General features: G+C 40.5%; 17 protein-coding genes. 3 read left to right on the forward strand and 14 right to left on the reverse strand.

All coding sequences use genetic code 11. The features are described 5' to 3' along the window. Positions 1–98 precede the first annotated feature (98 nt). The gene (locus tag A5883_RS08535) at positions 99–1,532 is read right to left on the reverse strand and encodes a 6-phospho-beta-glucosidase (RefSeq protein ID WP_008378424.1); all 1,434 of its coding nucleotides are present in this window, start codon (positions 1,530–1,532) and stop codon (positions 99–101) included. 20 nt (positions 1,533–1,552) lie between these two features. Next, complete coding sequence (locus A5883_RS08540; protein WP_005225822.1) at positions 1,553–2,944, reverse strand: 6-phospho-beta-glucosidase; 1,392 nt, start codon at positions 2,942–2,944, stop codon at positions 1,553–1,555. A 260-nt stretch (positions 2,945–3,204) separates the two neighbouring features. Between A5883_RS08540 and A5883_RS08550 the strand changes: the two genes are divergently transcribed. After that, a complete protein-coding gene (locus tag A5883_RS08550) occupies positions 3,205–4,125 on the forward strand; it encodes a MurR/RpiR family transcriptional regulator (RefSeq protein WP_010748037.1) in 921 nt (306 codons plus the stop codon). A gap of 78 nt (positions 4,126–4,203) precedes the next feature. On the opposite strand, the gene A5883_RS08555 is transcribed toward A5883_RS08550, so the two are convergent. The 12 genes from A5883_RS08555 to A5883_RS08610 form a co-directional block, all read right to left on the reverse strand. Beyond that, positions 4,204–6,123, reverse strand: a complete 1,920-nt coding sequence (locus A5883_RS08555) for a beta-glucoside-specific PTS transporter subunit IIABC (protein ID WP_074931551.1) — start codon at positions 6,121–6,123, stop codon at positions 4,204–4,206. A gap of 200 nt (positions 6,124–6,323) precedes the next feature. Continuing rightward, entirely contained in the window at positions 6,324–7,166 is an 843-nt protein-coding gene (gene licT / locus A5883_RS08560) for a BglG family transcription antiterminator LicT (protein ID WP_005225819.1), read from the reverse strand. Between the two features lie 305 nt (positions 7,167–7,471). Further along, positions 7,472–9,247 carry an ABC transporter ATP-binding protein gene (locus A5883_RS08565; protein ID WP_010748035.1) on the reverse strand — a complete coding sequence of 592 codons (1,776 nt, stop codon included), beginning with the start codon at positions 9,245–9,247 and terminating at the stop codon, positions 7,472–7,474. Next, positions 9,247–10,995, reverse strand: a complete 1,749-nt coding sequence (locus tag A5883_RS08570; protein WP_042890950.1) for an ABC transporter ATP-binding protein — start codon at positions 10,993–10,995, stop codon at positions 9,247–9,249. The genes A5883_RS08565 and A5883_RS08570 overlap by 1 nt, the downstream gene beginning before the upstream one ends. Before the next feature lie 199 nt (positions 10,996–11,194). Then, entirely contained in the window at positions 11,195–11,413 is a 219-nt protein-coding gene (locus tag A5883_RS08575; RefSeq protein ID WP_005235432.1) for a YneF family protein, read from the reverse strand. 107 nt (positions 11,414–11,520) lie between these two features. After that, positions 11,521–12,324: an ABC transporter permease gene (locus tag A5883_RS08580; protein ID WP_005225815.1), complete on the reverse strand. Its 804-nt coding sequence runs from the start codon at positions 12,322–12,324 to the stop codon at positions 11,521–11,523. A gap of 2 nt (positions 12,325–12,326) precedes the next feature. Then, positions 12,327–13,235, reverse strand: a complete 909-nt coding sequence (locus tag A5883_RS08585) for an ABC transporter ATP-binding protein (RefSeq protein WP_086338327.1) — start codon at positions 13,233–13,235, stop codon at positions 12,327–12,329. A 240-nt stretch (positions 13,236–13,475) separates the two neighbouring features. Next, the gene (locus A5883_RS08590; RefSeq protein WP_086338328.1) at positions 13,476–14,999 is read right to left on the reverse strand and encodes a helix-turn-helix domain-containing protein; all 1,524 of its coding nucleotides are present in this window, start codon (positions 14,997–14,999) and stop codon (positions 13,476–13,478) included. Positions 15,000–15,296: 297 nt separating this feature from the next. Further along, positions 15,297–16,349: an LPXTG cell wall anchor domain-containing protein gene (locus tag A5883_RS08595; protein WP_086338329.1), complete on the reverse strand. Its 1,053-nt coding sequence runs from the start codon at positions 16,347–16,349 to the stop codon at positions 15,297–15,299. A 225-nt stretch (positions 16,350–16,574) separates the two neighbouring features. Continuing rightward, positions 16,575–17,483, reverse strand: coding sequence for an ROK family protein (locus A5883_RS08600; RefSeq protein ID WP_086338330.1), 909 nt, complete (start codon positions 17,481–17,483; stop codon positions 16,575–16,577). 62 nt (positions 17,484–17,545) lie between these two features. After that, positions 17,546–18,718, reverse strand: coding sequence for an MFS transporter (locus tag A5883_RS08605; protein WP_086338331.1), 1,173 nt, complete (start codon positions 18,716–18,718; stop codon positions 17,546–17,548). A gap of 28 nt (positions 18,719–18,746) precedes the next feature. Continuing rightward, positions 18,747–20,759, reverse strand: a complete 2,013-nt coding sequence (locus tag A5883_RS08610) for a beta-galactosidase (protein ID WP_086338332.1) — start codon at positions 20,757–20,759, stop codon at positions 18,747–18,749. A gap of 119 nt (positions 20,760–20,878) precedes the next feature. Between A5883_RS08610 and A5883_RS08615 the strand changes: the two genes are divergently transcribed. Together A5883_RS08615 and A5883_RS08620 are read left to right on the forward strand one after the other, a co-directional pair. Further along, positions 20,879–21,796: an AraC family transcriptional regulator gene (locus A5883_RS08615; protein ID WP_086338333.1), complete on the forward strand. Its 918-nt coding sequence runs from the start codon at positions 20,879–20,881 to the stop codon at positions 21,794–21,796. A 436-nt stretch (positions 21,797–22,232) separates the two neighbouring features. Further along, complete coding sequence (locus A5883_RS08620; RefSeq protein WP_086338334.1) at positions 22,233–23,360, forward strand: CdaR family transcriptional regulator; 1,128 nt, start codon at positions 22,233–22,235, stop codon at positions 23,358–23,360. The last annotated feature ends 118 nt before the right edge of the window (positions 23,361–23,478 follow it).

The raw sequence follows: 23,478 nt of genomic DNA on the forward strand, positions 1-23,478 counted from the left end.
TACAAATCATTCGTTTCAATAGTTTTTAAAAAGACTTTAAAAAAACTGCAGTCGATCTACTTAGATTTCTCTAAGGGATCAACTGCAGCTTCTTACAATTAGTTATTCGATAAATCTTCACCGTTTGAAGCAATCACTTGTTTGTACCAATCAAATGATTTTTTCTTTGTTCGTTTCAAGGTGCCATTTCCTTCATTGTCACGGTCCACATAAATGAAACCATAGCGTTTTTTCATTTCACCTGTTCCAGCTGAAACTAAATCGATACAACCCCAAGTCGTGTAACCCAATAAGTCGACACCATCTTGTTCAACCGCATCTTTCATTGCTTGAATATGCTCTGCCAAGTATTGGATCCGGTAGTCATCTTCCACATAGCCATCTGCATCTGGTGTATCCACAGCTCCTAAGCCGTTTTCAACGATAAACAATGGTTTTTGGTAGCGATCATAAATGTCATTCATTGTGATGCGCAAACCAAGTGGATCAATCTGCCACCCCCACTCACTTGCTTCCAAGTATGGGTTTTTCACAGAGGCAAAAATATTGCCAGCCGTTTGTTCTAATAATTCAGCGTCCGTGGTTGATACGCGGGAAGAATAGTAAGAGAAGGAAATAAAGTCTACGGTGTGAGCTTTCAACAGCTCAAGGTCGCCTTCTTCCATTTTGATTTCGATCCCATTGCGTTCCATTTCTTTCAGCGCATATTGTGGATATTCCCCACGTGATTGAACATCAATAAAGAAATAGTTTTCGCGATCTGCTTTGCGTGATTCCCAGACATCTTCTGGTTTGCTTGTATATGGATAGTATGCGCCAGCAGCTAACATACAGCCTACTTTGTTCTCAGGATCGACTTCATGAGCGATTTTCGTTGCAATCGCAGAGGCCAATAGCTCATGGTGAGCCGCTTGGTATTTCACTTGCTCAACGTTATCGCCTTCTTCAAAGTAAAGACCTGCTCCCATAAATGGCGCATGGAGAATCATGTTGATTTCGTTGAAGGTCAACCAGTATTTTACTAATCCTTTGTAACGGTTGAAAATCACGTTACACAAGTTTTCATAGAATCCGACCAATTCACGAGAACGCCATGCCCCGTATTTTTCAACTAAATGCATTGGGCAATCAAAGTGAGTGATCGTTACTAATGGTTCGATCCCATATTTGTGGCATTCTTTGAAAAGATCTTCATAGAACTTCAAGCCGTCTTCATTTGGTTCTGTTTCATCCCCTTTAGGGAAAATCCGACTCCAAGCGATCGACAAACGGTAGGTTTTAAAGCCCATTTCGCCAAATAGCGCGATGTCTTCTTTGTAGCGATGATACATATCGATCGCTTCTTTTGCTGGGTAGAAATGTTCGTCATCAAAATCGAACATTTTCATTTGACCAGTAATGACTGGAAAACGATCTTTGCCGATCGGTACCACGTCAACGTTTGCCAAGCCGCGTCCGCCTTCTTGGTAGCCTCCTTCACATTGATTGGCAGCTGTTGCGCCGCCCCATAAAAAGTCTTTTCTAAATGCCATGTTTCTTTCCTACTTTCTCTTTATTTAACTAGTTCGCGATCAAGTTCGCGGGCTACTTCATCTTGTACTTCTACGCCTTCTTTTTCAAGACGTGCGATCGTTTCCTTAAATTTAGGCAAGTGATCTTTGTGGGCAATAAACAGTTCGTCCATGACACGTTTTGCCGTATCACCTGATGGAACCAATGGGTTGATGGTGAAGGCTTGTAATGCGATATTGTAATCCCCCGTCACAGCTGCTTCGATCGTTAATAATTCCATTGCTTTCATTACCTGTAACCAACCTTTTTCAGCTGTCGGTAACTCACCAAAGGCAACATTTCTAGCACCTTGTCCGCCAACGTAAGCTGTTACTTCGACTACGCAATCGGCAGGAAGATCTGGAACGGCGCCTTCATTTTTGGTTGAAACGACGATTTGGGTATTTTTATTAGCATAAATGGAAGCAATCGTTTCACACGCTGCATCTGAGTAGTAAGCACCACCACGTTTTTGCAGCTGTTCAGGTTTATGATCCAATTCAGGATCTTTGTACAACTCAAACAATTCGGCTTCGGTTTGTTTCACTTGCTGTGCGCGTGTACCGACAGTCTTGTACTCTTCGATCGCATGATTCAACATTTCTTCTTGACGATAGTAATAACGGTGATACCCGCAAGGAATCATCTTCATTTGTTCCAGCTGTTCTTTGTAAAATGGTACATCAAAGATATTCTTCGGTAAGCCATTGTCTTCTTCATACATTTTATCAATAATGTCCATCGTAACGTCATTGCCGTGTGAGTCGGTAACTTTGTGCCAGTGGAAGTGGTTCAATCCTGCAAATTTGTAAATCAATTCGTCAGGTTCTTTGCCAAGCAACGCAGGTTCAACCATCGTTGCCATGACAGGCACGTTACACAACCCGATGACTTTGTCCCATTTTCCGTAACGCACGATTGCTTCAGTCACCATACCGCTTGGATTCGCAAAGTTGATCAACCAGGCATCGGGACACAAGCGTTTCATGTCTTCAACGATTTCAAGAATGATTGGAACCGTACGAAACGCTTTGAACATACCACCAGGGCCGTTGGTTTCTTGACCAATCATGCCGTAATAGGCAGGAATTCGTTCATCTTTGATACGGGCATTCAGCAATCCTACTCGGAATTGAGTCGTAACGAAATCAGCATCTTTTAACGCTTCTTCTCGATCCAATGTCATGTGGATTTTTACATCGTAGGGTGACGCATCCCACATCCGTTGTGCCATCGCACCAACGATTGCTAATTTTTCTTTTCCTGCTTCGATATCTACTAGCCAAATCTCACGAATCGGCAATTCTTCATAGCGTTTGATAAAGCCTTCCATTAACTCCGGGGTATAGCTGCTGCCGCCACCAATGGTTGCAATTTTAATTCCTTTTGTCATTGTATTGCTCCTTTGCTATTTTATTTACATTCTTATTATCATTCATAAAAACATTTGATTCAATGTAAATAGCATATTTAGAAAAAGCGTTTGCAAATCTTGCTTCTGCTTGCAGGTGTTTTGTAAAAAAGATTTACAAAGAGCATAAAATAAGGAATAATTAGGATGTAAACGATTTGCTAGGTACTGAATAAAAACGAATTTCTGTAAAAACCATTTACAAATAATAATAAAAAAATGTAAAAAGGAGCATATATACCATGTTGTTACAAGAAAAAATGCGCCAAATCAAACTAGCACCCGCCGAACGATCGTTGATTGATTATTTATTAGCCAATCCGACCGCGATGGCGGATCAAACCATCAAGGAATTATCTGAAAAAACCTATGTTCATCCTTCTACTTTTATTCGGATCGCCAAAAAATTAGGCTTCAATGGTTGGCTCGACTTAAAAACGGCCTTTGTGGAAGAGCAAACATATATGAGCAGCCATTTTACCGATGTGGATGCGAACTTTCCCTTCTCTTCCCATGACGGGATTATGACCATCGCCAAAAAGTTGGCAAAGCTTGAACAAACAACGATCGAAGATACGCTTTCCTTGATCCATCATGATGAATTACAAAAAGCGAAACAATCGTTGCTCAATGCCAATCATATCAGGATTTTCGCCAGCAATGCCAACACCTTGATTTCTCAAGACTTTGTTTTGAAGATGCGGCGTTTAGGAAAAAGTATCCACGTCTGCGATACCTTCGGCGAAAGTGCCTATGAGGCATCCAACTGTACCTCCGATACGACCGCGATTTTGATTTCTTACACAGGTGAAAACAAAATGGTTAAAGAAATCGGTAAGATCCTCGCCGAACGGCAGGTCTCCATCATTGGGATGACTAGTATTGGCGAGAATGCGTTAGCGAAATTAAGCGATTGTGTCTTAAATATCACAACAAGAGAAAGGCTGTATTCAAAGATCGCGAATTTTACGATCAATACCTCAGTTTGCTACTTGCTAGATTTGTTGTATGCAGTCGTCTTTTCGGAGCACTATGAGAAAAATCTGCAGCATTTGATCGATATTGGGATGGCGTATGATAAGCGCCCCACTTCATCAACGATAATCGCTGAACCAACCTATGATAAAAACCTTCATTATAAAGACTCACTGTTTCCCAATTAAATGACTGTCAAAAAGCGATCGAGCCTTCACGACCGATCGCTTTTATCCTTATATAGCTGTTTTGCAAGTAAACATTTCCTAAACTAAAGCCGTGATCAAGTCATCGGAACAACCAACTTCTCGTTTGTCAGACTCGATGATATCCAAATAATCCGCTGAGTTGGTCACTAGCACTGGGGTCTCAATATTGAATCCTGCTTTGATCAATGCATCTTTATCAAAGCTGATCAATTTTTGCCCACGAGTGACTTTATCGCCTTGCTTCACATGCGCTTCAAAGAACTCACCATTCAATTGAACAGTATCCAAACCAATATGGATCAAAAGTTCTAAACCATTCTCAGAAATCAACCCGATGGCATGTTTGGTTGGGAACAATGTCATCACAGTACCATCAAAAGGAGCCACAACTTCGCCTTTTGAAGGATGGATCAGGATGCCTTTTCCTAGCACTCCTTGAGCAAAGGCTTCATCTTTGGCACTGCTTAGTGGCGCGATCGTTCCTTCTACTGGAGAAGTGATCACTTCTTTTCGAACAGTCATCGCTGGTTGTCCTTCTGCGATTTCTTCTTCCACTGCATCATCTTTCCAGAAAGCCATGGTCAAACCAAAGCCAATCGCTGCAGCGATCAAGATTCCGAAGACAGAGAACCACATGCCACTAGCGTCGCCTTCTGGAGTGATGTAGTTGAAAATGCCAAAGACCCCTAACCCACCAGAGGTGTAGCTCGTTGTTCCATTGATCATCAAGAAGGCACCTGCGACCGCACCACCGATCATTGAGTAGAAGAACGGCATTTTTTTCGGTAACGTGATCCCATAAATCGCTGGCTCCGTTACACCGAAAAGCCCTGAGATAATAGCTGGTGGACATAGTGCTTTCAGTTTTTTATCTTTCAGTTTAAAGTACATCGCCATCACTACAGCTGTTTGAGCAAAGCTGGCACCAAATGATGCTACCAAAATCTGACTGTAGCCTAGTTGTGTCACTTGCATAATGTGTAGCGGAACAACTGACCAATGCAAACCGAAAATAACCAGTACTTGCCAGAAGAAACCTAGCAACAAGCCATAGGCAGCTGGTGAAAAGTCCATCAGCGCTTCAAATCCTGCGCTCAAAAGATCCGTCAACATACTGATCACAGGTCCAATCACCAAAAAACCAATTGGCAATGCAATCAAGAGAACCAAGAACGGCACTAAGAACGTTTGGACAACAGAAGGAATGATTTTTTTCGCAAATTTTTGAACTTGCGCAGCAAAGGCAATGATAAAGATGACCGGCACCACACTGCTAGTATACGTTGCGCCAACCCACGGAATTCCTAAAAACGTTTCGTACGCAGGCAAGCCTAACAAGCTATACGGTGCAGCAGCTCCCTCGCCAGCGCCTGCAAGAAATGCGGCTTGCAAAGCAGATCCTTGAATTGTTGGGTAACAAAGCGCTGACCCGATCACGATTCCCACCATTGGATTTAAGCGAAACTTTTTCGCTGACGTATATCCTAAAATCACTGGCATAAACATGAAGATCGAATCGCCGATCGCATTAAACATCACATAGGTACCAGTCGTCGTTGTATAATCGATCAAGCCTGTTGTACCAATAAAAAGCAACAGTGCGTTTAGTCCTTTGATCATCCCCGCCGCACACAAAGCCCCTAAGAAGGGTTGGAAGCAGCCGCTCAAAATATCGATCAAACGATCAAACAAGTTGCCACCTGAAGCTGTTTCTTCAGCATCACCACTGATTCCTGCTACATCGATCACTTCTGCATAGACATCAGGTACATGGTTTCCGATAACCACCTGGTATTGACCGCCACTCTTCATGACCGTCACTACCCCATCCATGTTCTTTAAGACTTCATCATTTGCGACGCCTTCATCCTTTAATTTAAAACGCAGGCGTGTGATACAATGCGTCAAGCTATTAATGTTCTCTTTTCCACCGACATTTGCTACGATTTTTTCTGCTAATTCACGATATTTTCCCATTTTTGATTCCTCCAATTTTTTTGTATTGAAGGTTTAGCCAACTGAATGTCACTATCCAAAATGTTTTCTTATTTTGATTTCTTGCTGCATGGTCAGATGTCTTGAAGCTGATGTTTGATAAGAATCATTGCGAAGAAATTTTTCTTTTTCGACACCTTCTCATGAATCAAAAAATCCTTCTCCTTTCTTGTTTTTTTCAATCAACGATTTTTTTGCACAAGTCTGGCAATATGAATCGTTAAATACAAACTTTCGTCACTGGACATTTGATACTGATACTGATTTTCTAATAGCTCAGCGATTTTTTGCACGCATTGATACGCATTTCGATACTTCACTTTGACCATAGCCAAAAGATCTTCATCGGTTTCATCCACATGAGTAGTATGGTTTTGCATTCTTGAAACAAAAAATTTCAAATGCGTAGTGAAGCGATAAAAATAAACGGACTCTTCATCAAAGGTTGTTTTGAAAAAATATTTAACAATATTTATGATGTCTTGCATCGTTTGGGTTAGTTCAGCAATATTGCCTTGGTCACCATTCTCAGTTTGCGCATTGACGAGATGCAGAGCAATAAAGCCAGCTTCGTCATCTGGCAGCTGAATCCCGTAATGTTCTTTGATTTTCTCTACTGTTTTACAACCTATTTGGTACTCATCGGGGAAAAAACGCTTGATATCCCACAACAAGACATTTTTGACCGTCATTCCTTTTTTCGATCGTTCAATGGCACAGTGCATGTGATCCGTCAACGAGATGTAAATGGAATCATTGATTGGGGATGACAATTCTCGCCGAGCATACTCAATGATCTCATTGGATAATTCAAGATATTCCAGTGGTAAGTCAGCAAGCAGCTCTTGAAATTGAGATAAGATCGTCTGATTTTCTAAGCGATACACTTTATCGACCGTTTCTGAAGAAATTTCATCTCCCACTTTTTTCTTAAATGCAATCCCCCGCCCCATAACAATAATCTCGTTTTGACTTTGATCGGTAGTGATCACAACATTATTGTTTAACACTTTACTGATTTTCATGTCCTACCCCCACTTACTTTATCATTGCGGATATGGTTCATTGCTTGTCTTTATTGCTGAGCCAACAGTCAACACAGAAAAAACCTCATGAAAGCAGCGCAAATACCGCAGCTTCATCAGGTTTAGCTTGTTAAAAATCAACAATCACTATCCATTAGAACCAGTTTTATTATCTTTATCATAGCAAAGGTAGAAAGCGCTGTCAATCTTTGTTCGTTATTTTTATATTCATCCCTTCTTTCTTTTTTCGTACAAAAAAACCTTAAAAACGAAAGTCTTTAAGGTTAGCGTTTCTATCAAAACTATTAAACTTCACTTGCCTGCAAACGGTACATATCGGCATACAACCCTTTTTGAGCCAAAAGTTCATCATGGGTGCCTCGTTCGACGATCGAGCCTTTATCAAGCACCAAAATCAACTCGGCATCGCGGATGGTAGACAATCGATGGGCGATCGCGATCGTGGTTCGCCCTTGACGCATATTTGCCAACCCTTCTTGGATCAGTCCTTCTGTTTCAGTATCGATATTGGCAGTCGCCTCATCCAAGACCAGCACTTTCGGATCGGTCACCATGGTGCGGGCAAAGGAAATCAATTGTCGCTGCCCACTTGAATAGCTGGCGCCCCGTTCAATCACTTTGGCGTGGTATTTACCAGGTAATTTTTGAATAAAGGCATCTGCTTGAACAAATTTTGCTGCTGCTTCGATCTGTTCCTCACGAATGTCCTGATTCAATAAGCGGATATTGTCAGCGATGTCCCCATAAAACATGAAGGCGTCTTGCAATACGAGTCCGACTTTTTTCCGAAGCTCTTCCATCGTGAAGTCGCGGATATCTTGATCATCGATCAAAATTTGCCCTTCCCCGAATTCGTAAAAACGCATCAACACATTGATGATCGAGCTCTTGCCACTTCCTGTGTGACCGACTAAAGCCACGGTCTCACCTGGATAGGCGATGAAAGAAATATGATTCAATACGTTGTTTTTACCATCATAGGAAAAACTGACATCGCGAAACTCGATTTTTCCTTTGGTGATGGTTTGACTAGCATCGGGGTTTTGCTGCGGCGTGTATTCTTCGTTATCCATAATCTTTAGAATACGGCTGCCGGCGACCATCCCATCAGTAAAGACGCTGAGAAAATCCATCATCTGTGTCATGGGATTAAAGAATCCTTGAATATAGGTCGTAAAGGCGAAAATCAACCCGACTTCAATGGGCGATTCTAAGGCATCAAACCCAAAGACCGTCAACGACAAGGCGATCGCTAAGGCATACAACAAACTAATGATTGGTGATAATAGCAGCGCATTCGTGCGGATCATAGCGTATCTAGTTTTCAAATAATCATCGTTGGTCGCTTCGAATTCTTCATTCAGCCGCGCCTCTTGACGGAATTGCTGAATGATCTGCATACCAGAAATCGATTCATTCAATTTCGTATTCAGCTGACTCAGTTTTTCCCGCATTTGACGATAGATACGAGAGCTGAATTTTTGATAATACCAGATGACTACCATTAGGATCGGCAGAAAAATCAAGTTCAGTAAGGCAATTTTGACGTTGATGCGGAACATGGCGGCAAAAGAAGAAACCACCGCAAAAATTCCTGTCAATACCATCAAGAAGACATACCAAAATTCATACAACGTTTCTGTGTCGTTGCTGACCCGTGAAACGATCGAACCCGCTGGCGTCTGATCGAAATAGCGCATCCCAAGACTATGCAATTTTTCAAATAATTTTGCTCGAATATACTGATAGGTTTTTAAAGAACCCATCGAATAAAGGAACCATTGGAAAAACCAAATCACAGCTTTTACTAACACCCCAAAGAAATACAATGCAGCAAAGAAATAAATGACTTGCTGGGTCGCCGTTTGATTGGTCAAATAATTATCCATAAAGGTTTGAATGATCAAAGGCAACAGGATATTGACGATCGATAACACAAAAGCAAAAAAGATCGCTGCATAGAAGGTTTTCCGAAATGGCTTGGCAAAAAGAAACATTCGTTTGATGATGTTTTTTTGCTCTTTAAAGGGAATCGATTTACTCCATTCTGATTCTTGCATTAGGCTTCACTCCCTTCGATTTTGGCTTCTAGTTGCTGTTTGTCCCACATTTTTTTATACCAGCCATTTGCAGCCAATAATTGTTCATGGGTCCCACGTTCACTGATTTTCCCATTGTCGATCACCAGAATTTCTTCTGCGTGCTTGACACTACTTAGGCGGTGGGCAGCAATGATCGTTGTTTTATTCTGACGGAACGTCCGCAACTGTTGTAAAATAGCTTCTTCCGTTTTGGCATCTACTGCTGAAAGGGCGTCATCTAAAATCAATAATTCGGGATCAGTGATCAAAGCACGGGCAATGGATAACCGCTGTTTTTGTCCGCCAGAAAGAGAAACACCACGTTCCCCCACCATCGTTTCGTACCCTTCAGGAAACTGACTGATATCCTCGTGGATCACTGCCAATCCAGCAGCTGCTTCCACTTCTGCTTGAGAAGCCCGTGGTTGCGCAAAGCGGATATTGTCTCGAATCGTCATGGAAAATAAGAAATGATCTTGCGGAACATAACCGATCGACCCCAAAAGAGCATTCAAGGAGTATTGCTTGCTGTCAATGCCCCCGAAGGTGATCGCCCCGTCAAATGAATCATACTCTCGCAATAAGAGCTTCATCAAAGAGGTTTTTCCAGCACCGGTTTTCCCGACGACACCTAGTGTCTGACCCGCTGGCAAAGTAAAGTGGATGTCTTGCAGGGCAAAATCATCTCCTTGATAGTGAAAATCATTGATTTGAACGTTCACCGTTCCTTGGGCTGGGGCATCGACCGCATCTTTAGCTTCAATAATATGGGTCTTTGCCGCCAACAATTCGGCAACCCGATCATAACTAGCATTGCCTCGTTCCAGCACATTAAACAGACGTCCGATGGCAAACATCGGCCAAACTAACATACCGATATAACTGATGAAGGATACCAATTGACCGATCGAGATGGTACCATCCATAACATAATTGCCGCCAACGATGATCGTCAGCACATAGGAGATTCCGATAATGATCGTAATAAACGGATCAAACAAGGCATCCAGAAAATTGACTTTGCGGTTTTTGATGATGGCATGGTCGATTTTGGTTTGAAAATCAGCGATGTCCTCTTTTTCCTGTCCAAAGGTTTTGATGACTTTCATCCCAGTAATACTTTCTTGGGCTTTGTCGTTGATGGAAGAAAAGGCTTCTTGCGAGTCACGAAACGCATCATGCAATTTGCTGCCAAGAACCCGTGCCATGACTGCTAAGAAAGGCAGCGGCAATAGAGCAATGATCGTTAACCGCCAGTCGATAAAGAGAACCATCGCAATGATGGTTGCCCCTCCCGAGATGAAGGAATCGGCAAAGGTCAAGATCCCTGCCCCTGCCACATTTTGGATGGCATTCAAGTCATTGGTGGCATGGGCCATCAAATCACCTGTCCGATGCTTTTGATAAAACAACTGATCCATCCTTGTAAAATGTGCAAATAGCTGTCTGCGTAACGTTTTTTCTAGCCGAGCGGCACTGCCCCAGATATGCGTTCGCCAGACAAAACGAAACACGTATTGAGCGATGGCTGAAGCAATCAAGATCATGACCCAAAAAAAGATCGTCTGCATCGAGATCTCTTTTTCCGCAATCTCATCGATGATGATCCCGATAACTTTGGGAGGTGCCAACTGTACCAAGGCGACCAAGACTAAAGAGCCTACGCCTAACAAATAATGTTTCTTTTCTTGTTTAAAAAACCAACCTAACTTCCTAAATATTGACATAACACTCTCCATTTCTTTATGACCTGTTGCCTAAATTTTGCGATTTTTCCGAATATTCATTGGATTCAGATTCGATTGCTTCCCCGTTATTTACAGAACGTAAACAGAAAAAGCAGCTTGGGGACATTTTTTATTCGTTACTGCGTTTTTCCGCAATAAAAAGCGAGCTGATAAAATCAGCCCGCTTTTTAGAAAAAACCTACTTTTGGTTTTTCATTTGCTGCATCATCTGACGAATTTTTTTCTCAGAAGGTTTTTGACCCATTGACATCATCATCGAGCGAAGCATATCCTCATTAACGGGAGGATTTTTCTTTAGATAATCTTGCATATATTTACGCGCCAAAAAGAAGCCGCCGACAGCGCCTAGTAATGCTGCAACAACAGCGATCACGATTACGATTCCTACACTAACCATTCGAAAACTCTCCTTTCTCTTGTACTCTCAATGAATCATTTTACTAGAAAAAAACACAAAAAGAAAGAGTGAAAGCTGGATTTATCCAAAAACTTTCACTCGTTTCCTCAACTTAATGCGACATCTCTTTTGTTGAATAACCAATTTGTTAAAAGGTAGATTAAAACACTGTAAACAAGGATCCCGATCGCCATTTCCCAATAGCCCAATCCCGGATCAAAAGCAGTCATCTGCATGTCAGGACTATTTAATACACTCGGTATCTGCTCTTTGATATTCATAAAATTAAATGGATTCCACTTCAGCCATGGGTATTTTTCTTGCGCAAAAAGCATGATCGAGTTGATGATGCTGCTTCCAAACAACATACCCAAGCCTAAGCCTACCGCCAGGCTTTGAGAGCGAATGACGGCTGAGATAAAGATGGTCAATGCAATATAAAAGACGATCAATAGCAAGTTGGTTCCCGCAAAAACAAGGGCAACGAGAATCGCCGCTAGCCCGTTGTAGCCAGTAGCAGCAAAAGGTGATTCAGCAGCTAAAAATAAATTGGCAGCTGCTAAACTACTGATGAGTAAAACAGCGGTCCCTAACAGCGCAAATAAAAACGTGTTGATGGCTTTTGCTGCTAAGATTTGGCTTCTGGAAAAAGGCCGAATCAATAAGAACTTAATCGTTCCACGACTGAACTCTTCTGCCACTGAAGAAGCCGCCACAATCACTACAAATAAGTTTAAGAACGACGTCATATCGCTTAAAGAAGCAAATAAATCATTGGCCCCAATTTCTGGACTACCTAAGCGTACAACATAGGTCAAGCCAAACGTCATTAAAACCAATAAAAGCAGCATGATCCAAGTAGAACGCTTTTTGGTTAATTTGATCCATTCATTTTTTATCAATGTCAGCATGCTTACAAACCTCCTTCTTCGGTCCAAGCCAAGAATGTATCTTCTAAAGAAGATTGCTTTGTCCGTAGTTCTTTTAAGCCGATACCCGCCGTCACGATCGCTGCAGCGATTTCTGAACGCTTATCTGTTTGCAACGTGACTTGCAATTCGTCTTCTACGTGCAAGACCTCGACGTCAAAGGAAGCTTTTAACAGTGCTTCGGTTTGCAAGTGATCATCGGTTTTGATGATCAACACATTTTTCTCTGCTTTCAACTCTGCCATTGCTACTTGATGGGTGACTTTTCCTTTTTGCACCACGATCAAATGATCGGCAATTTGTTCGATGTCGCTTAACTGATGACTGGAAACTAAAACAGAGACCCCTTTTGCTCGCAAAGAAAGAATCATTTCCCGAAACTCCCGCATGCCTTTAGGATCCAGGCCATTCATCGGTTCATCTAAAACTAATAAGTCTGGTTGATGGACTAATGCCTGGGCAACACCTAAACGCTGACGCATCCCTAATGAATAGGTTTTGACTTTTTGATGGATATGTCCTTCTAAATGCACCTGACGGATCAGGGCTTCTAGCTCAGAGGCTGTGCCTTTTTTCTTCGCCATACGCTGATACTGCATCAAATTCTCATAACCGGTCATATAATTATAAAACTCAGGATTCTCAACGATCGCTCCGACTGAGGCAATCGCTGTTTTAAAAGAAGAATCCAATAAATTTCCCATAATGGCAATCGATCCTGTGTTGTGCTTCATCAAGCCAACGATCATTCGGATGATCGTCGTCTTCCCAGCCCCATTGGGCCCTAATAAACCAACGACTTGTCCTTGGTCCACCACAAAGGAAACATCATCAATGATTCGTTTGGTTCCAATCAATTTGGAAACATTTTGCAGTGCTAATACTTCTGTCAAAGTTACCCCTTCTTCCTAACACCATTTCTGCAACGATTTTAAATAAAAAACGTTATGATAATATGTATACCATGCCATCTCTGTAAAAAAAAGTCAAGAAGCGAAAAAGGAACATCGATGCTCCTGTTTTTGCTTCTTGACAACTTCGTTTATCACTGTTGCTTTTCACGTTTGCCCTATTGCTGCTAGTCAAACGCTTGGCAAAATTATAAGTTCTATTGGCTCGATCTTATAGCGGGCTCACTCCGTTTGGGTGAATGCCAGCTGGGCGAACGCTGCCTTGTTCTTGGCACTTCTGATCTGTTTGATCACTTGCTTGAGCTGTTTCCATTCCTTTGCGCTTGGGTGACCATTCCAATAAAAGAGGTAAGGCTGTTCTTCCTCGGAAAATTCCTGATGGATCGGATAATCGCTGATCACCAAATCTGGTTTTTGAGACAGCGAATAATGGGCCATCGCTCGATGCGTGGCATTCATCAAGCGGTTCTTGATCCAAAGCTCTTGCGTTTTTCCGTATTTCGAATGGATCGAGAACGTGACCGGCTGTTCATATTTGATAAAAATAACTCTCAGTAACATACAGTATTGGAAAATCAAGCGATCATTTATTTGCAGTAATCTACGCAACTCTGGTAAAGAAACAGTCGCTTCCAAAAAAAACCGTTTCATGGTTGGATAAAGCACTGGAAAAGCGGCTTGCAGCTCTTGCTCGTCGGTTGTTTTGCCAAAACTATCGCTTTTTTGTCGCGTACCAAAACAGCCAGAGGCGGAATGGATCATGACCAGATTAACCAGTAAATAGTTTTTTTCGGCTTCTGTAAACGTCAACCGAAAATACACGGCTAGTTTTTCAACGAGCTGCGCTTCTTGCTGGTACTTTGGCTGAGTCAGCCACGAGATGTTAGCAGCATCGAGATCCTCCTCAAGATAGGTGTTCATTACCCCGAACATATAATACAAGAAGCTGCGTTCAACCTCCGAAATTTCAGAAAACGGCAGATGACTCCTGTTAAACAATGGGTTCAAAAAGACCTGATCAAACTGTTTTTTTTCAATTAATGGGTGCTCAAAGGTAAGTACTTCGTTTGGTAAAAACGAAAGCGGATGCTTTTGATGGATTCTTTGCACGGAGATAGCGAATAGATGAAGAAATTTATCGATATCGATTTTTCTCATATAAGAAGCATGGGTTTCAAACAACGCTTCAGCCTGCTCTTTCTCCTTGATCGATGCCAAGACTTGTGAGTCCTTCTCATCAAAAATTTGCCAATAGGTAAGATGATAAAAATAGCGGATCGCATATTCATCACCTGCCAAAGGATCACCTTTTTTTAAACTATAGGACAAATGATAGTTCGCCAAAACATGATTTAACTCCTGCAATTTTCGTTGAATCGTGCGGGGACTGCTAAAGGTTTTGTGACTGAGTTGTTCAAGGGAATGATAATCCCCCTGAAAGAGTGCATCCAGCAAGATAAACCCAACGGTTCCCTGCAACAATACACTATAGGCTTGGCTCAATAGAAATCGTGGAGAAAAAGCAATCGACACTTCTTTTTCCAACCGATCATAGGTCAAAGTAAACTGAGGATAGCGTGCACGAAACACCTCTACTTGCTGAACGATCGACTGCATTTTGTTGGTTTTCCTATCGAAAACACCTGAGAGCTCTTTAATTGTATAGTCTTTCTTGTTCGTTTCGTAACAATAACTTAGAAACGCATATATTTGTTTTTCTGTCGTATCCAAAAGTGCCTGTAACATGAAATTTCCCTCGCTTGTATAATCAGCAAACGCTGTTTTTGTCCTAAATTTGTCATCTTACAAAATTGTAAGCTGGCAGTGTTTGGTGATCGTACCACCGTGCGCTCTTTTCTGTCAAATCACTTTTAACAAATTTTCCTTTCGTTATCTGTATATTTTCATAAAAAAAGTCTGACGCCTCAAAACGATCGTCAGACTTTTTGTTAAAAACGGTAAAACAAAACGTGATTGTGCTTTCTGGGGAAGAAAATTCCAATCGTGGGTTATCAATTCTCTCATTATCCTCGGCTTTTTTCTTTACTGCCTCTCCTCAGAAAATAACTTTCGATTCAGCCAGTAAAGGAAGACAGTAAGGATAACCACGCCTAGACCAAAGAGTAAATAGCGAATACTTGTATTTTTGCTACCGGTTTTCGGTAGTAAGGCTCCATTGACCTCCTTAGCGCTGCTTGTCTCCGTACGTTGTTCCTGTTGCATTTTCACTGAAGACGATGCTTTAGCGAGTTGTTTGCCTGCGGGATCATTGGAGGAAACACTTCGCTTGCTTGACTGACTTTGGTTCGGCGCTAATTTGTTTGGTTTCGTTTCTGAATCTGAAAGATTCTCATATGCCGCTTCACTGACGGTCGTTGTTCCTGTTGTTGCGGTGGTTTCTTGACTCCTAATTGTCTGACTCGATTCACTCTCACTAACTGGTTGGGTGTTCAAATTTTCTGACTCACTTGCATTGTGACTACTTTCGATACTTTGAGAATCCAGACTTGTGTTTTCCGTAGTAGAAGTCCTTGGATCCGTCGATTGAGAGTCGCTAAATTTCGGTTCGATACTACTAAAGGAAGAGCTTGTTTCTTCAGACACCTTAGCGCTTGTGCTTATCTCAGAGTTCGTGCGCTCACTAGAGCTCGGGGGTGTTATTACCTGCCATTGACTAGGCTTCAAGTTTTCAGTAATCGTTGTTTCACCGTCATAAATCACAACTAAATCTACTTTATCCACACTTTTGATCTCATCGATGGCCATCTCAGCATAGATCCTTAAGTAGTTTTCAACACCTGAAAACCAATCGACATTTGTTAGATACGTTTCACCAATCACCTTTTCACTGTGTCCATTGCCATCCCAACCATAAGTTAAACGGATACAAACGTTTTGTGAAGTCAGCGTTTTGTTCGGCCGTACCGGGATCGTAATGACGTTCAAGGCTTCATCATAGATCACACGGTTCGTTTGAACAGAAAACGATAAATTCCCTCCGGCTCGTTCTTTTGCTGAAGTATGATCGAAACCAAACACCAGCAGCAATAATCCCGCTAACAGCAAAATCAACACAATTCCAACCAGTTTTCTCATTTCCTCACTTCCTAAATGAATATTTCAAGATAACTTGATAAGGAAATTATAATAAATTCTCAGAGAAAACATGCGCCGAAAAAAAAAGGAAAGTGGCCATAAAATGGCATCTTCCCTTTGCTATAAAGCATCTGAAATTGTTGATAATCTTCCACGGAATCAAATTGGGCGTGCTTATTCACACATTTTACGATTGTTCTACGTCCATTTAATCGAAACCACTATTCAAGAAAACCTTTGTTCGATAGATAGTAATAAATTATAAACCGCACCAAGAAGGTTCGCTTCGTTCCCGTAAAGACAAGCTTCGATGCTAATTTCTTTAAAATTCATTTCCAAAAGTGGTAACTGTTTTCGAACTGAACGGTACTGGTGTTTTATTTCTTGTATTAAAATCGGTTGGGCACTAATGCCACCACCAATCACTAGTTTGTCAAGATCAAGTGTCACCTGCAAATTAATAATCATTCGTGCAATCAGCTGACAATAGTCCACAAACAATTTCTTTAACGCCACATTCTCACCTTTGACTAGTTCATCAAAAACAGTTTTCCCGTCATACTGATCGTCCATATTTAAAAGTGCTGCCCCACTTTGCACGAAGCCTACAGCGGAACCTTTCAACCCAATTAGTTGTTCCAAAGATAGTTCTCCAGTCATATTTGCTAAAAAACTTATCTCACCAGCCTGAAAGTTGCTTCCTTGATAAAGCTCGTTGTCGAGAATCAAACCACAACCAATGCCTGTACCCAAGACAATCGCTGCCCCGTGTGAACAGTCTTTTAGATTTCCAATCCACCATTCTGCTAACGCGGCGGCTTTTCCATCATTTGACAATGCACAAGGAAGTCCGTGTGTTTCTTCGATATATTTTTTTAGTGGGTATTCATGAAGATACGTTAGTGCTCCCCCGAAATACACAACTCCTTTTTTGGTATCAATTTTACCTGGTAGACTGATGCCTACCCCCTTGATTTGGTCATGATAGCTTTGAATAATAGAAGAAATCGTTTCGAGGAAATCGGTCAGATCATTCGGGGTTACACGTTGTTTTTTCTCCACGATGCTTCCTGTGTAGTCGATCAATGCATATTTGATTGCTGAACCACCAACATCAATTCCTAAATAATTCATCTATCCACTCCTGCTCTTTAATCGAACTGGTTTTTAAATTTCATAACTAATCGTTCAGTTTGTTAGTTTTCTGACACTCTCAATTGTTTACTAAAGAAGAATGTGATCAAAGCAAAGCCCGTAAAGGCATAGCCTGACGAAAGCATACTGAATGCTGCTGACTGGTTAGTAAAAAAGTTGCTGATAGCAGACATAATATACGGGGAAAAGAAAACACCCAAATTAACGCCTACCATGCCAATTGATACTGCTAAATTTGCCGCATTTCTCGGTGCTTTTTGCATTAGTATCCCAAAAGAATAGGGTGTATATAATGCTGCTCCCGCACTGGCTAAAAAGATTGCTACGGTCAATGAGAACATGCTCGAACTGTTCGAGATTAAAAAGAATGAGATCCCCAAAATAAGATAACTAATAGGCATTGTGTAATGTTTCGTGTACTTTACAATGTTTCCATACAAAAAATTACAAATAAATGCGACGATCGTCGCCAATGATAGAGCAGTGCCTAAAAACTCGGCATTCGAAAAATTTGCTTCTAAAACAAACGTTGTTGCTTTCGTGTATAAATTCATAATAAATGCAAAGGTGAAAAAGAAGCCTAGCGCCGATAGAATGGTAAAAGAATTTATTTTGATCGTTCCCTTATCTTTCTCATCGCCTTCAGTCTTCGTGTGAATTGTTGGAATAAAGAAAAGAAACAAAACAACTGGTACCAAGGCTAAACCATAAACGATGTATGCATACTGCCAACTGATCACAGCCAACTGACTTGCTAAAAAGGTCATAATCATCTGACCTAAACTTTGAAAAGCAGTTTGATAGCCTAGCATTTTATTACGAAGCTCCCCTTCATAAAAATAATCAATCAGACTCACAGCCAATGAATTGTACATTCCTAACCCTGCACCAAGCGCTAAACGCGACAGATAAACAATTGTATAATTTTCTGTAATCATGGGCACCATCCCACTGATCCCAGCAATCGTCAATCCTAATAATACAACCGTCTTTGTCCCTAAACTTCTAACTAAAAATGTGCTTAGTAAGACAAAGATCATGATCGTAATATTTGGTGCAGTTACTAGGGATTCAACGGCAGTCGCCGAATGATCAACAAAGGTTTCTTTCATTTTAGAGACCGCTATGGCAATTGTTCCGCCCGATTGTAGCATCAATGAAATTGAGAGAAGTGCTAGCTTAAAGCTGGCACTTCTCGGACTTGTTTTCTCCATAAAAACACTCCTTTTTTGATTGCTTTTATTACTTTTGAATGAATATTTTGACGTCCCAAGGGTTTAGCTCAACACTCGTTCCGGCAATCGTTGTCTTATTTTCAAAAAGGTCATAATATTCTTTGGTGAGACAAATTTTTTGAGGATCATTACAATAATTAAAGTAGAAAGATACTTTTTGTCCTTGGTCATTTAAACAATTTTTGATAATTACAGGGAAAGCTTCTGAGGGTCTTTCAATTTGAGCATGGGTCAACGTTTCAATGAGTAATTTACGAATCACTTTATTTGAAGCAAAGCACCCAATATATGTTGCTGTGCCTTTTCCATAATGATTTTTTGTGATAGCTGCATATTTTCCCCAATGCTGATGATTGTAGGAAGCGATCGTCTCTGCAGTAGTTGGGACCAGCAGTTCCATCCATTCAGAAATATCATACGTTGTTGCTTCGTCATCCGCGAATGACAGAGTCACATTCTTTGGCTTAACAAATTGCTGATAGTGGACCCCACAAACTTCCGAGATATAACCTGGCTGAGCGGTGGTCCGAACTTTCACATGCTCATCCGTAAAGCCAGACTTAAAGGTGTAAAGAATATGTCCTCCATTTTCCACAAATTGATTTAACTGTGCCAGTTCTGTGTCAGAAGCAGTGTATAAAGCTGGGACGATCAGCAACTTGTAACGGTTGATTCGTTCATCACCAACACTTATTACATCAGCGCCAACATTCAAATTATAAAGTTCATCATATAGTTGACGAAAAATATCATTGTAGCCATGCGCACCGTTATTATATAATTCATGACCAGAAAACGGGAACCAGTCATTAATGGCTGTCAAGCTCTCATTACTGACAACAAAGGCAACTTGATTTTTCTGTTGTAACCCAGAAAGTTCTTTTTGATATTTTTTCAACTCTGAGCCAATAATTTTCGCTTCGTTATAAACTGGATTTGGTTGCAGATCATGGCTTAACAAACCTTTCCAATAGGTTTCAGCAGAATTATGAATCGAATGCCAGTGCCAATAACAGATCATTGATGCACCTGAAGCAATATGGCTGAACGCTTGCAATCGCAATTGATTTTCATAAGGAACCCATTCCTTAAAGGCCTGTGCTTCTGTTTCAACAACAAAATAATTTTGATCTTTTGTTGTCCTAGCAACATCCCCCGCAAATGAAATCTCTCTGCCCGTGAGTTCATCCTGTGAAGGATGGTAAACATCAATTCCAGTAATATCGAGAGGTTTTGCAGCTTCAAAATGATTGACGTCTGGTTGAATGCCGAAAGAATAGCCACGCCATTCAAAATCAAAGTTGTGCATGACAAACTGATGATCTTTCTTATATTCATTGACGATCGAAACTTGCCATGCTAAAAAGTCAGTGACAAGTTTTCTTTGGAATTTTGAAAACTCACTGCCTAAGCTCCCATTGATCGTACCATTAACAGAGGGAAAATCTTCCCAAGCATTGATGCGATTGCTCCAATAAGACAAACCAAAGGCTTGATTCATTGCCTCCAAATCATGACTGAACATTTCTTTTACATATTTTTGAAATTGAATCTGGATATTTTCTCCTGCAGTTCCATAATGTTTCGTTTCATTATCTACCTGAAAACCAATCACCGCTGGATGATCAATGACTTCCTCAATCAGCTTTCGTATAATTCGTTCACTGTAATAAAGGTATTGAGGATTTGTTATATCCATAATTTGTCGCGCGCCGTACGTTTTCTTACCTTCTTTCGTAGTAACCAATACCTCCGGATATTTTTTTACTAGCCAAGTCGGTACAGCATATGTCGGTGTTCCTACGATTACATCAATTCCGGCTGCATGCATTGCATCTAAAACACGATGGACCGATTCGAAATCGAAAACTCCTTCTTGTGGTTCGTGGGTACTCCAAGTACTTTCCGCGATTCGCACAACATTGATATTCGCGTCTTTCATCATTTCAATATCTTTTTGCAATCGATCGTAGGGCATATACTCATCATAATAAGCAACGCCGTAGTGAATCTTACTCATAAAACTTCCCCTCTCTTTGAAACCGCTTTTATATTTGTGTTTACATTCTATAAAACATTTGCTAATCTGTATATGGACAAATATTTAGAGAATTTGTACATTTTTCAGGTGGTGGATCTATGAGTATATTAAAAGATGCTAAGCGATTACCAGCAATTGATTGGAAATTATCGTTCTTCGGGGGGCATACACAAGAAGTCGATGAGGGATGGTCTGTAGCTGAGGACAAGCACTTGGCTTTTGAATTGATCTATGTCATTCAAGGAAGTGAAGATGTTATTATAGATAAGACTTGTTACCACTTAGAAGCAAGTGACATGGTCATTATTCCCCCAAACAGCCTTCACAAAATCCAGGCCGGTCCTAAGCTTCATTATTTTTGCACGCATTTTGATATTGACGACCCAGATTTCGTCTCTGACATGATCAATTACAGCGACATTAAGATTACACCACAAAGTAGTTTTTTTATAGCAATCAAAGAAGTGATTCAACGTTGGATTCAATTGATCAATAACCCCGCTATCAAAGAATTCGAGAAGAAAATGCACATTCAAATTTTATTATCCCAATTTCTGCTTATATTGAATCATGAGATTGAGAAAAAAAAGCAACAGCAGCTCTTCCAAGAAAACAGCAACTTAACGATTCACTATGCAAAAACTATTTCAAAAAAAATTCAGTTGGAATTACAGAAAATTTGGAAAGATCCTCAAAAGCAGCGCTGTTTATCTGATATATCAATCAAGGAGCTGATTGAAGAGATTGGTATCCAAGCATCTTATGGCAGTACTCTCTTTAAAAGAGTGTATGGTCTTTCTCCAAAAAAATATGAATCATCCTTGATTTTAAAAGAAGCAAAAAATTTGCTTAAGATCCACTCCCTTTCGATTGAGGAAATCAGTGAACAACTGCGTTTTAACTCCCTAGCAAGTTTCAGCAAGCAATTTAAGCGGTGGGTCAACATGTCTCCGCAACAATACCGAAACAAATACTACAAATCCCTGAAAGAAAATGAACAATCAAAAAGTCGTTGAAACTATATTGTTTTCAGCGACTTTTTGATTGTTCATTTTTCATTCCATCTAACGATAACAAATAAAAACGAACGAATCATTTATATGAAAAGTTAGCTTTGTGTATCCAATTCCCACAAAGGTATTTGAAAAGTTCTCGCTCCTTTATACATAAAACGTTAGTATACACGTGCCAATGAATAATCTCTTTATGCACGATAGAGAAAATACAACGGTAGTTTTGCTAACTGGGATTCAGCGATTCAGCAAACATCAGGAAATGTTTCCATACATAAAAACACGATAGAAATTTTAGATAAACTGAACCCTAAACAAAATAAACCGCCAATAAAACAGTTTATTATTCATCATTTAAATATATATTATATATAATATATGACTATTTTTGTGCTAAAATTCAGGTATAAGCAAATCAACCTTTAGGAGTACGTGATCGATGGAATTAGAGCCAAAAGTAGCAAAATTGATTGTTAAAAGCTTAAAAGATATCATCAACCATGAAATCAATCTTTTTGATACCTCGGGTACGATCATAGCTAGTACAGATACCGTGCGGATTGGTACCAGTCATGAAGGCGCCCGTTTAGCAGCCAAAAATCAACAGACATTAACGATTGAACATGACAATCAGTTTAAAGGAGCAAAAAAAGGAATCAATATCCCGGTCCTTTTTAATCAATCCGTTGTAGCAATTATTGGAATTACTGGCGAGCGTACAAAGGTAGAGCCTTTGGGGAATATTATCAAAAAAATGACGGAGATTTTGATCCGAGAAAACTGGATTCAATTGACAAATTTCCATCAACGGCAAAACTACCACAGTCTAGCTACGATGCTGATCGCTCCTCAAAGAGATGATAGCTTGGCGGCTTATTTAGCCTCGCTCCTGGATATTGATTTGGAACGACCTCGCATCCTCGTGATAGGGAAATTCCTTTTTACTAGAGAAAAAAATAATCTGAATTATGAAAAACTGCTCCATACCATCCAATCGCATTTGCACATTTTTCCAGGTAGTTTCTTCTCGTTGATCAATCAAGAAATTTGCCTGTTTTTCGAAAAGCAGGAAGAAGCTTCGCTGATCCCCCTACTGATGCAAATGCAAAAGGATATTTCTAAGCGTTTTGATCGTCAAATGTCCTTTGGGATCGGCGGTTTAGCAGAAACCATCGATGAGTATTGGTCTAGTTATGAAAAGGCGCAAAAAACCGTCAATTGGTTGATCAATCAAAAAAGTGCGACCATCTCTTCTTATCAAGAAATGGATTACGGGTTGCTCTTTGTCGGGATTTCTACAGAAGATAATAAACAATTGCAAAAGAAAGTGCTTGGCAGTCTGACAGTTGAGGAGATTGAGCAGTTCCAATTGATCTTTGAAACGTATAAACGCTACAATGGTAGTATTATGAAGTGTGCCGAGGCACTTTTTTTACACAAGAATACTTTTCAAAACAAACTGAATCGCATCACGGAAAAGACGGGCTACAATCCACGTAATTTGAGTGATTTTACTGTGTTGTCGGCTGCTTTTATGAGTTATCGCTTGTCTAATCTAGAGAGATGATTTGTTGAACAAGCAAATGCTTCAGCGTAACAAACTTCGCATTTAAAATCGATGGTATCATTTGTTGTTCAAGTCATCTGTTTCCAATCAGCCTGATCATCCATCAACAGCCTAACTC

This window comes from Enterococcus sp. 5B3_DIV0040, from assembly GCF_002140755.1.
GTDB lineage: Bacteria > Bacillota > Bacilli > Lactobacillales > Enterococcaceae > Enterococcus_D > Enterococcus_D casseliflavus.

Bases quoted from the DNA above. Each gene is read 5' to 3' on its own strand.
- A5883_RS08555 (WP_074931551.1), bottom strand. From the start codon at position 6,123: ATGGGAAAATATCGTGAATTAGCAGAAAAAATCGTAGCAAATGTCGGT.
- A5883_RS08580 (WP_005225815.1), bottom strand. From the start codon at position 12,324: ATGCTGACATTGATAAAAAATGAATGGATCAAATTAACCAAAAAGCGT.
- A5883_RS08590 (WP_086338328.1), bottom strand. From the start codon at position 14,999: ATGTTACAGGCACTTTTGGATACGACAGAAAAACAAATATATGCGTTT.
- A5883_RS08575 (WP_005235432.1), bottom strand. From the start codon at position 11,413: ATGGTTAGTGTAGGAATCGTAATCGTGATCGCTGTTGTTGCAGCATTA.
- licT (WP_005225819.1), bottom strand. From the start codon at position 7,166: ATGAAAATCAGTAAAGTGTTAAACAATAATGTTGTGATCACTACCGAT.
- A5883_RS08615 (WP_086338333.1), top strand. From the start codon at position 20,879: ATGAGTATATTAAAAGATGCTAAGCGATTACCAGCAATTGATTGGAAA.
- A5883_RS08595 (WP_086338329.1), bottom strand. From the start codon at position 16,349: ATGAGAAAACTGGTTGGAATTGTGTTGATTTTGCTGTTAGCGGGATTA.
- A5883_RS08535 (WP_008378424.1), bottom strand. From the start codon at position 1,532: ATGGCATTTAGAAAAGACTTTTTATGGGGCGGCGCAACAGCTGCCAAT.
- A5883_RS08565 (WP_010748035.1), bottom strand. From the start codon at position 9,247: ATGCAAGAATCAGAATGGAGTAAATCGATTCCCTTTAAAGAGCAAAAA.
- A5883_RS08610 (WP_086338332.1), bottom strand. From the start codon at position 20,759: ATGAGTAAGATTCACTACGGCGTTGCTTATTATGATGAGTATATGCCC.
- A5883_RS08570 (WP_042890950.1), bottom strand. From the start codon at position 10,995: ATGTCAATATTTAGGAAGTTAGGTTGGTTTTTTAAACAAGAAAAGAAA.
- A5883_RS08620 (WP_086338334.1), top strand. From the start codon at position 22,233: ATGGAATTAGAGCCAAAAGTAGCAAAATTGATTGTTAAAAGCTTAAAA.
- A5883_RS08600 (WP_086338330.1), bottom strand. From the start codon at position 17,483: ATGAATTATTTAGGAATTGATGTTGGTGGTTCAGCAATCAAATATGCA.
- A5883_RS08605 (WP_086338331.1), bottom strand. From the start codon at position 18,718: ATGGAGAAAACAAGTCCGAGAAGTGCCAGCTTTAAGCTAGCACTTCTC.
- A5883_RS08550 (WP_010748037.1), top strand. From the start codon at position 3,205: ATGTTGTTACAAGAAAAAATGCGCCAAATCAAACTAGCACCCGCCGAA.
- A5883_RS08540 (WP_005225822.1), bottom strand. From the start codon at position 2,944: ATGACAAAAGGAATTAAAATTGCAACCATTGGTGGCGGCAGCAGCTAT.